General features: G+C 59.3%; 10 protein-coding genes. 3 read left to right on the forward strand and 7 right to left on the reverse strand.

The features are described 5' to 3' along the window. Nucleotides 1–28: 28 nt before the first annotated feature. The 5 genes from AB1K63_RS07195 to AB1K63_RS07215 form a co-directional block, all read right to left on the reverse strand. Nucleotides 29–547 (reverse strand): hypothetical protein, encoded by a 519-nt coding sequence (locus AB1K63_RS07195; protein WP_366959341.1) that lies wholly within the window; start codon nucleotides 545–547, stop codon nucleotides 29–31. Nucleotides 548–708: 161 nt separating this feature from the next. Next, a complete protein-coding gene (locus tag AB1K63_RS07200; RefSeq protein ID WP_366959342.1) occupies nucleotides 709–1,374 on the reverse strand; it encodes a hypothetical protein in 666 nt (221 codons plus the stop codon). Nucleotides 1,375–1,478: 104 nt separating this feature from the next. Beyond that, nucleotides 1,479–2,363 (reverse strand): hypothetical protein, encoded by an 885-nt coding sequence (locus AB1K63_RS07205; protein WP_366959345.1) that lies wholly within the window; start codon nucleotides 2,361–2,363, stop codon nucleotides 1,479–1,481. Nucleotides 2,364–2,444: 81 nt separating this feature from the next. Next, entirely contained in the window at nucleotides 2,445–2,645 is a 201-nt protein-coding gene (locus tag AB1K63_RS07210) for a hypothetical protein (protein ID WP_366959346.1), read from the reverse strand. A gap of 96 nt (nucleotides 2,646–2,741) precedes the next feature. Further along, a complete protein-coding gene (locus AB1K63_RS07215) occupies nucleotides 2,742–3,332 on the reverse strand; it encodes an exonuclease domain-containing protein (protein ID WP_366959347.1) in 591 nt (196 codons plus the stop codon). A gap of 601 nt (nucleotides 3,333–3,933) precedes the next feature. Here AB1K63_RS07215 and AB1K63_RS07220 point away from each other — a divergent pair. From AB1K63_RS07220 to AB1K63_RS07230, 3 genes are read left to right on the forward strand one after another with little or no spacing between them, the layout of a single operon-like run. Further along, complete coding sequence (locus AB1K63_RS07220) at nucleotides 3,934–5,697, forward strand: hypothetical protein (RefSeq protein ID WP_366959348.1); 1,764 nt, start codon at nucleotides 3,934–3,936, stop codon at nucleotides 5,695–5,697. Continuing rightward, entirely contained in the window at nucleotides 5,690–6,421 is a 732-nt protein-coding gene (locus tag AB1K63_RS07225) for a hypothetical protein (protein ID WP_366959350.1), read from the forward strand. Before AB1K63_RS07220 ends, AB1K63_RS07225 begins: the two co-directional genes overlap by 8 nt. Beyond that, nucleotides 6,418–6,915 (forward strand): hypothetical protein, encoded by a 498-nt coding sequence (locus tag AB1K63_RS07230; RefSeq protein ID WP_366959351.1) that lies wholly within the window; start codon nucleotides 6,418–6,420, stop codon nucleotides 6,913–6,915. The genes AB1K63_RS07225 and AB1K63_RS07230 overlap by 4 nt, the downstream gene beginning before the upstream one ends. Before the next feature lie 186 nt (nucleotides 6,916–7,101). Here the strand turns inward: AB1K63_RS07230 and AB1K63_RS07235 are convergent, their stop codons facing one another. Next, the gene (locus tag AB1K63_RS07235; protein ID WP_366959352.1) at nucleotides 7,102–7,899 is read right to left on the reverse strand and encodes an HNH endonuclease; all 798 of its coding nucleotides are present in this window, start codon (nucleotides 7,897–7,899) and stop codon (nucleotides 7,102–7,104) included. After that, nucleotides 7,896–8,810: an Abi family protein gene (locus AB1K63_RS07240; protein WP_366959353.1), complete on the reverse strand. Its 915-nt coding sequence runs from the start codon at nucleotides 8,808–8,810 to the stop codon at nucleotides 7,896–7,898. Before AB1K63_RS07240 ends, AB1K63_RS07235 begins: the two co-directional genes overlap by 4 nt. Nucleotides 8,811–8,836: the final 26 nt, after the last annotated feature.

The following is an 8,836-nucleotide window of genomic DNA, read 5'->3' on the forward strand; positions in this document are numbered from 1 at the left end:
GCTGCCAGCGCTCTACTCGTAGGGCCATCTAGGCGAACAGCCGGTCGCGTGCATGGGTGTCGGGCAATTCGATCGCCCACAGCGTCCTCGAGAGTGGCATGTTGCTCCCGATTCTGGCACCGAGCAGCTTAATTGCCGCCCTACCCTCCAGTGTATCGCGCACGAACCGGAAAGGCAGGTCTGTGGTGCGGGCTTCAATCTCCGCAAGCACGCGCTCGCGATATTCGCGCGTGGCACCCCCATCGAGGCCGCGAGTGAGGCCGAGTGAGCCAAGGCCGATCGGAAGACCCGCATAATCTGTCGAACGGGTCGAAGCGAGCATAAGCAGGACCGCCCGGCCTTCGGCCGTCAGGCCGTAGGCTCCACGCTCCGTGAGCAAACCGACGGCTTCGAGCCAGTTTTCGTAATGGGCGCGCAGCGTCCACGATCCCTCGCAAAGATCCAGAACCCGCTCCTCGATAGGCACGAGGTCCCGACTATGCGCGGCAAGGATCGTGAGCATGAATTCCAGCTGGGAATCGACCAGTTCCGAATAGCGACCTGGCATTCCGAGGCGTCCATTCCAGAGGCAATGACGCACGCTCTCCCATCGGTTGCCGTCTTCATCAATGAGGTCATTCCGACCCGGATCCACGTGAAGCCAGTAGCCCCGAGGGAGGCTGGCATTGCGGCGGTCCTGAAAAGCACGGTTGTCCATATTCGCCTCCATCACGCCTGGTCTTCGTCAATGGCGCGAGAGCCGATCTGCAACGGTTTGCTGCTTCCCTCGGCAGGTCGATACGCGAAGGCTTTCAGTGCGCGCGCCAGACTGCGGACTTCCGCGAAGACGTAATGCATGTCCCGGTAGGTCTCACCCTCCTCGCGGTAGCGGTCGGGCTTGATACCAGTCGGCACGAGGTCGCCCGGATGAGATGTCCGAAACCCGAACCACCACTTGTCGTCATGGTGATCTGCTCCTGGCGCGTGGCTAGGTGCTCCGGTCGGTCGGATATGGCACACGCGGACTGCCTCGGGTCCGTAATTTCGGCAAGGTTCGGCGTAATCGACGCCGCCATGGGAAGCGTTGCGCACGGCTCGAGGAAGAGCATCATGATTGTAGGCATGAAGCGGATGATCAAGATCGACGGAGACATAGCCGGATAGCGTCCCGTTTTCCTGTCGCAGGATGATGCAGTCCAGTCCGGTCTCGGGGTCTTTCCAGGCGATCTTCCCGGGCTCTTCAGACCAGGGTCCACGCTCCGTTGGTTGCCGCTCGGGCAGGCGATAGAATTGTTCGGGCCGGATTTCCGTATTGGCGATAGCGAAGGTTTGCGGCAGGGCAGGAGCGGTCGATTTCGTCGGCGCAAGCGCCTTGGAGGTCTTCTTCTTGGGCATTGGTATTCTCCATTGAAAAAGGGCCGCCACACGATCGTGGACGGCCCTGGAAGGTTGACGGGGTATCGAAGGTGTCCGCGGGAGGCGGACGGGAAGCGCGATGTCTACATGACCCTCTCTCCTTCCCGGTTAGATGAGCCATCGACGTGGTAGACCACGCCTTTCAATCGATGGCGCGCATGCCGCGCCCGCACCCAGGGGTTGAGCGTGCGGGTCACGAACTCGCTGTTCGGCTGCGCTGCTTGTGCCGCTTCGACGATCGCGAGGTCGGTCGCCATCTGGTCGCAGGTGATCTGGCCGAGAGCGACCCAGTGACGAACCGCAAGGAGCGCGGTCGCCAATGTATCGGCGAGGCACTGTTCTCGAACGGTTGTCCACTCGCCTCTCTCGACAAGTTTGCCGATCGAACTGGCGGCTATCGGCTTGGCTGGAATTGAAAGTGCCGCAGCATACTCACCGAGGTGCGGGTTCTCCGCCAAGCCTGCCACGGCCCGACACAGATCAACGCGCTCGCCTGCGTGCGGCGAGAGGTTGCGCAACTGATCGGGAAGGAGGAGGCAATGCTCTGTTGCACAACGACGCAGGACGGGCAGATCGCGGAACTCCCCTCCCCATGTGACGAATGCGGCACAAGGATCGGTGCTGAGCGTATCGAACAGGCTGTCGACGATGTCGACCTCGGCTGAGTCTTCCATCGTCCGGACGAACGGCCCCTCAATTCGCGGGCTAGTCTCGCCGGCGACGAAGGTGAGACTAATCCAACTCGCCGCAGCGATACGGTCGAATGGCCACCGGATCATCGCTGCATCTTTGCCCTCTTGGGTCTTGTATCCATGGTGTCGCGAACGGTCCCACAGGAACTCGAAATCGGCGACGATGAGAGAGCGAGTTGACCTGCCCTCCTCGCTGCCATTCCGGGCTGCGAAACTGCGAGCCTGCCGCTCGAGGTCCTGCACGAACCTGTCCATGCGGTCTGATTGATTGGTCATGGCAATATTCCTTGTCTGAAAAAGCAAAGGCCCGCCGGTGGGCGGGCCTTGCTCATGGGGTGTTGGTTGTAGTGAAAGAGATCAGCGGTGCCGGTCTTGGGCGGTTACGGTCCTGAGCGTCGGCGCCGGCAGGCCCTCGGTGTAGAACCAGGCTTCCTCGTGCGGGACGAGACTTTCTTCCAGTTCCTTCTCCCAGACGCGGTGCATCGCATTCCAGCGATACTGCCGGGCCTTGAGGACATCCTTCTTGCCGATCGGCGCGCGGGTCGCCTGCACAAGCACGGTGGTGCGATCAGCACCTTCGAGGAGACGCTCGAGATGACTGCGTTCCGGGTCCTTGCCCCAGCCCCGCCGGCGCTGCTGGAGAAGCCAGAACAGCTACCACACATCGTCGCCAGCACGATGCGCGTTGCTGTGCCATCCTTCTTGCGCCAGCAGCCACTGCTGGGCGCGTCCGTCCATCCCGGCGCGCAGCCAGTCGACGTCCTTCATCGAACACGCCCATGCGGCCCCTTTGATCTGCGGATAGCGGCGCTCCAGCCAGCTGACTTCGAAGGCGGCGTGATGCGCCACCAACAGGTCCGCGCGGTCCAGCATCGCCAGCACCTCTTCGTCGGGGATCTTCCGACCAACGAGGTGATGGTTCGCAAGACCCGTAATCCAGGTGATGCGGGGGTCGATCTCAGCCTGCGGATCTTCCTGCCAGACCCTGGGCGCGATGTGGTTGAGAACCTCGCCATTCTCGCCGACCCAGACGAGCATGATCGCAAGTTCCATGATGCGATCATTGGCGGGATCGAGGCCAGTCGTCTCGAGGTCAATCAGCGCCACACAGCGTGCGTAGGGTGGCGCGCCTTTCGGCACATTCGAATAGGGCCGAGGAACAGCCCGTAGCAAGCGGTAATTCGGGTCCGTTTCGAGGTGCCGAGCGACGTCCTCGTTTTCAGGATTCAGGTGTTCGATATTCATGAAATTTGCCTTTCGGTTCGTATCCGAACCGACGAGGCGAATGCCGAGTGTTTCACACCCTTTTCCACTCACCTCGCCGGTTCAACCGGCAGGTCCTTCTGAAGTTATCGAAATTAAATTCGGCCCGCAGCTATCAGCGGTAGGGTCCGCTAAACCCCAAGGTGTCGCCACACCGCCCCAGGCCATGGCAGGCCGCACCACGCGAGGAGGCTTCTAAAAGCCGACGTGCGAGCCTTTGGCGAGCTATACTCGTCGGACCTCCAGTCCGAACGAGCGCAGCAAAATGGTTCGCTCCGTAGGTGCGGCCCATTTTGAGGTATCGCGCATAAAAAAGCAGGTTCGATAGATTTCGGCAAAAGTCTTCGGAATGGCTTGAGGTGACCGTTCCGAACGGTCCGAACGAAATCGTTCGTTTTGTATTCCGCATGCATCTGACAATTGCGTTCGGATCGGAACAGACCCTCCCTCCCAAACGATTTTCCAGGTCTTGTGCGAACTCGAGCAGTGTCGACAAAAGGATAATCAGTCCTTTTCCTTGGCTGCTTCAAAAAATTTGCGACCCTGTTTGGGCTCGCGAAAGTCCCATCCTAAAATTGCGAGGATGGAACAGTCACCTCTTGAAACACTGCTTGGCGAAGCTCTCGAACAATGCGCTCGGGACTTTCCCGAAGCGAAGCGAAAACTCAATGCGTTCAACGCCGCGCTCGAGCACATAGATGAGCGCGATGAGCATGGAAATCTCACCCGCAGGGCACATGATAGCAGACATTATCTGCGCAGCGAATTGCTCGATATGCGGCCTTATAAACGGGCCAAGCGAGAGGTCGAAAAACAGCTGCGAAAGGCCCGGGCAAAGGCCGAAAGCGCCATATCGAAAGCGCTGGTCGCCCATGTTGTTTATCATCAGTGGAAGCTCGAATACGACCTCCTAAGCGACAAGGACGATGGCACGAAACTCGTGCCCAGAAGCCGAGAAGAGCACACGCGCGACAGCATCGCCAGGATCGCCGAGCCCTTCGTGATGGACCTGATCGCGCGAGGGGTAACACCGTCCGCGATCGCGCGGCGCAGGGCCAGCGAGGCCGATGCTATCGCCTCGCTGGTTCAGTGGGGGCACGACGATCCTGACTACCAAGATCCCGACAATCCCTGGCTAGCCGCGTTCGATGCGGGGCTATGCGAAGCCTATCGCACCGGCCTGTCGGAAGACGGCGCGCGTCTGCTTGATCTTGCCATGGGTCTACGCGATGAGAAGGCTGGCAGGCTCATTGCAACCGCGCGCAAATTCCTCCCGGAAGAACTGTCGGTAAGCACCGGTGTAACGCTCGGAGCAGCTCGCCTCTTGGAGGCGGCACACACGCTTCCGGACGGGCTTGCGCAGGCTTATGCCGATGCCTTCGATCTCGTGCGCGAAAGCGATCTCGAGAGGATCAGCAAGCTCCTGGGTGTCGAAACGGACGAGGATCGGCGCAAGCTGCAAGTGCTGGTGAACTTCATCAGGCAGCAAGAGCACAAGACCTATCCCGATCTACCGACATGGCTCGAGATCGATGTTATGCGTCGTGTGATCGACACCGCCCATGCCGATACGCGCCCGGCCCACGAATGGGTCGGCGACGTTACCGACAAGTTGTCGCGCCTCGCGGAAATCTTTGGGGACCGACTTAACAGCGAGGATGCCTTCTACGCGCTACTGCATGCCGCGATGCGTAGCAGCCAAACGCATGCCCGCTTCGAAGAACAAGCCGATGCGCGCGCTTCAAAAGACGCAGAATTGGTGCGTCTTCGCAGCATCAGGGATGCGGTAATCGAAGGGCACCCGTTCAAACTGGACCGGTTCGGATATCCCGTGCGCGACGGTGAGGACGGTTACGAAAACTCAAGTTCTGAGATCTTCACCGTCACGACGGTGCAGCCTGTAATTCGGCATGATTGGGATAGCGATGTGGACGCGCATGGTCAGAAGCATTCCAGCGATATCGGTCAAAACGATGAAGTCAGCGATCTTGCGCGGACTGTATCGACCGAAGGTCTTTACGATCGCGAGCCAGAGCCGGATACCGAGAGCGAGGGTGTCTCGCCCGATCGGATCAGCCTGACGTCCGACGATCATGGTCAAAGCCCAGCCACGCCTACCCATATCAGCGGCCGAGACGCTGCCGCCCCCTCTGAACCAAACGCCCCTGAACAAACTTCGACTCAACTTGGAGGGCCGGAAGAACACCGGGCCATTGCCCCCGAAGGAGGCGATCGCGAGGCGCCACCTGACGACAAACCGACTTTCGCAAGGCCGGATATCGACCGCCTTTCGGACAGGCTGCCCTTCTACGATTTCGATAACGAAGAGGACGACTGGAATGACTAATGAACTCGTTACCGTGGATGCCGCTACCCTCGCGCTGCGCCAGGATCTGGAGCGGCAATGGGACGATGAAACGGCGTTCCTTACCCTCGATCCATCGGGAAAAACACACATCGCGCCCACCATTTTCCTGGCCAAGCGAGGCGGCGGCACAGGGGCGAGCACCTTTTGCCTCGTCCTCGAATATCTCCTCGCTGTAGAAGCGCTGATCATTGAGGTCGGTGGCAATTCGTGCGCCGCCTTTAGGGATCGTGGACCCGACCGGCATCGATATTTTTCCTCGCGCGAACAAGGCCGCGTCGGGAAGGCGTTGGACGCCAGGTTAGACAATGCCGGCCGGATCGCCATCCTTGAGTTCGAACCTTCTCTGTTCAAGGACACGGTCAAGATTGCGGCGAGTATGAAAGCGATTGTTGCCGGCGCGACGGTCGTCCTGTTCTACCTCGCGGGCCGCCATGAAACCGCGTCGTCCTACCGCCATAAGGCGCTCGAAAAGGGACTGCACCAGGTCTTTATGTGCCACCAGCCAACCAGGGCGCCAGACCAGCGCACGGCCGGGTCTATCTATCTGCCTTGGCTCGATCCTGACATCCTCGACCCCATGCATGCCGAGGCGCTCTCGCTGCAAGACTCACTTCGCAAATGTTCGGGCCTCTGGACCAAGGGCGAGGCGCGTTTGAACCTTGCCGCGTTCGCCAACACCATCTCCGAAAGTCGCGCGCCATGACCTATCTCGAATCTCTCTGGACCCGCATGTTCGGGCAGGCGATCACGCCGCTAGAGGAGTCTGTCATGAAGTCGGTCTCGCAACGCGTGGATCGCGATGCGCAAGTTATGACGCTGGCGGCGATCCTTGTTCGGATGCTCTACCTCGTGCTTCTCGAAAACAAGGCGAGCCCGTTTCAAATTCTGGCTAACTTCGGGAAGGCGATGGAGGAGAACCGGCAGAAGACTGTGCTAATTACGGAAACCTACGAGCGGCTCCAGCGAGATGTCTCCGGCCTGAGCGGGACCATCCATCGGGCCGAGAAAGCGTTAGCGGAAGCGCGGGAGCTGGCCGAAGCCAAGGTCGGGTATCATCCCATGTTTGGTTTTGTCCCGGCGGAAACCCGTGCCGAAGTTCATAGCCCGAAAGCCCGACATTTAGCGCTGCTATTCGGGGCTTGCTTCTCGGGTATGTTTCTGGGTTGCGCGACCTGCTTCATGATCTTTGTGCGGTGATCTGACGCATGCCGATAAAATAGTCCGAAACCTGCCAGCAAGTGTGCGAAGGTCGTCTTCACGACGTTGGTCGAGAGCCGGACATCCAAGCCACGGGAAGACTTCAGATGCGAGGTGTTAGCGCGCTTGGATCACCGCTTTTAGGCATCGGTTCAAAGAGCAAAAAATGAACTGTCCGGACTGATCTCAGCGGAAACCGAAGTGCTCTCGATGCCAAGTTAATTGTCGTCGATGGGCGTCGTTGAGCGAGATCAGTTGAGCACCCTCGGGAACCAATAACTGCAGTGCGGCATCACTGAGTGCTGGCTTGACAAGAGCCCTCCCCTCATCGTCGAAACTCACTAAACCGCTATCGAATGCTGCATCCCAATGCACGGCCAGTAAGAGGCCATTGAAAACATCGAGACGCTCCTCATCGCTTCGACATTTGGCCCATGGCACGATGTGGCTGGCCCGCAGCAATGGTTCATCGGTAATGCCAGTTACCGGACAGCGGCCATCCCAAAAATCAAGTAGAGCGCGGCGAAAATAGCCCTGACCGACGCGTTCCTTCACGATCCTCTCGACCTCGGTGTCTCCGAGGCCCGCGACTTCTGACTCATATTGCGCGAGTGGAAACGTGGGCAAACTGCGCGCGAGATGGAAGGCACGGGAGAGGGCTTTACGTAGCGCTGCTTGGTCGGCGAAAGCGAAAGCAATCTTGAATTGCGCGGGTGGGGGAGTGACAAGCGCATCGCCGAGTTCTTCGGCGAGCTTCACCGCGACGCCAGCGTGTTCTACCGCCAAGAACCATGGCGATCCGTCTTCATTGATACCGCTGGCAAGCGCCACCTCTCCCGGCACGCCCTCGTCGGATTTAAACCAAAGCCATCCGTCGGCAATCCCATTGGCCTTGCGATAGCCGTGGTTGAACGCCGCCTGCTCAAGCTCCACCCGAAAAACGGGGTGCGCGGTGGTGTGGCGTTGGGAGAGCAGATCGTTCACTGCCATAATGGCCTTTCTCGCCAATCTTCCGGGCATCCCATAGCAGCAAGATCGCCAGTCGGATGTGACTCGAGGTGCTCTGTTATGTCGCGGGCCCAGTGTGATTCCGGCGCTATGATCCGCATTATCTGATTGATCATCGTAACTGTGTTGTAGAGCTTCGCAGGGGGCCGCTCGCCCGCAGCATGGTCGAGTGAAAGCTGCAAATTGCGGGGCTTGCTCGGCAATTTCGGGCAGATGAGGAAGCCGCGGTTCCACAGTCGGCCATGATGAGCGCAAATGTTTCGGACATCAACCAGATGGCGGATGAATGGCACCAGCACGGTCTCGGTCAAGCCTAGAGGAGTCGCGATCCTGTTCCGCAGAGACCTGTCCGCCAAGCTCGAATACCAACGCGAAAGCTGTCCGAACGACATCATTTCTGCGACCATCCACACGGGCGGCAGTGCCGGCTCGCGATAGGTTTTGCGGTAGTGATCGATGTAAGTTTCATTCGATAGCCCGACATCCTTGGCGAGCTTAGCAAGGTTTTCGTGGAAAGCCTTGCGCTGAGAATAGAGACCTGCATCGAGATAGCTGTGACCATGATCCAAGGTCGCGAGCTGGTAGGCCCAACTACCACGGAGCGCGACCTCGACGTGTTCGGTTCCCCGCATGACCAAGCGGCGCAGCACCCGATCAAAATCGTAAAGGGCCGTCACTGTGTCAAAGTCGGTGGCGAGCTGAAAGCGTGGCCCGGCTTCGTCCTTTGGCCGCTCGAAGTAAAGCCAGTAGGCGCTCAGTCGATAGTAACTGACGTGGCTCAGCCAATAGCGTGCCCGATCCTCATCCGCGATGGCCATGCCGTTGTCGCGCAGGTGGGCGATCTGCTGATCGAAGCTGAGAGAGGGCTTGCCGAATACGCGGGTCATGCCCGTTCAGGCTTAGTATCAAGGGC

It is taken from the genome of Qipengyuania sp. JC766 (genome assembly GCF_040717445.1).
In the GTDB taxonomy this organism is placed as follows: domain Bacteria; phylum Pseudomonadota; class Alphaproteobacteria; order Sphingomonadales; family Sphingomonadaceae; genus JC766.

Coding starts and splice junctions, on each gene's coding strand:
- AB1K63_RS07195 (WP_366959341.1), bottom strand. CDS start 547: ATGCCAGGTCGCTATTCGGAACTGGTCGATTCCCAGCTGGAATTCATG.
- AB1K63_RS07200 (WP_366959342.1), bottom strand. CDS start 1,374: ATGCCCAAGAAGAAGACCTCCAAGGCGCTTGCGCCGACGAAATCGACC.
- AB1K63_RS07205 (WP_366959345.1), bottom strand. CDS start 2,363: ATGACCAATCAATCAGACCGCATGGACAGGTTCGTGCAGGACCTCGAG.
- AB1K63_RS07215 (WP_366959347.1), bottom strand. CDS start 3,332: ATGAATATCGAACACCTGAATCCTGAAAACGAGGACGTCGCTCGGCAC.
- AB1K63_RS07220 (WP_366959348.1), top strand. CDS start 3,934: ATGGAACAGTCACCTCTTGAAACACTGCTTGGCGAAGCTCTCGAACAA.
- AB1K63_RS07225 (WP_366959350.1), top strand. CDS start 5,690: ATGACTAATGAACTCGTTACCGTGGATGCCGCTACCCTCGCGCTGCGC.
- AB1K63_RS07230 (WP_366959351.1), top strand. CDS start 6,418: ATGACCTATCTCGAATCTCTCTGGACCCGCATGTTCGGGCAGGCGATC.
- AB1K63_RS07240 (WP_366959353.1), bottom strand. CDS start 8,810: ATGACCCGCGTATTCGGCAAGCCCTCTCTCAGCTTCGATCAGCAGATC.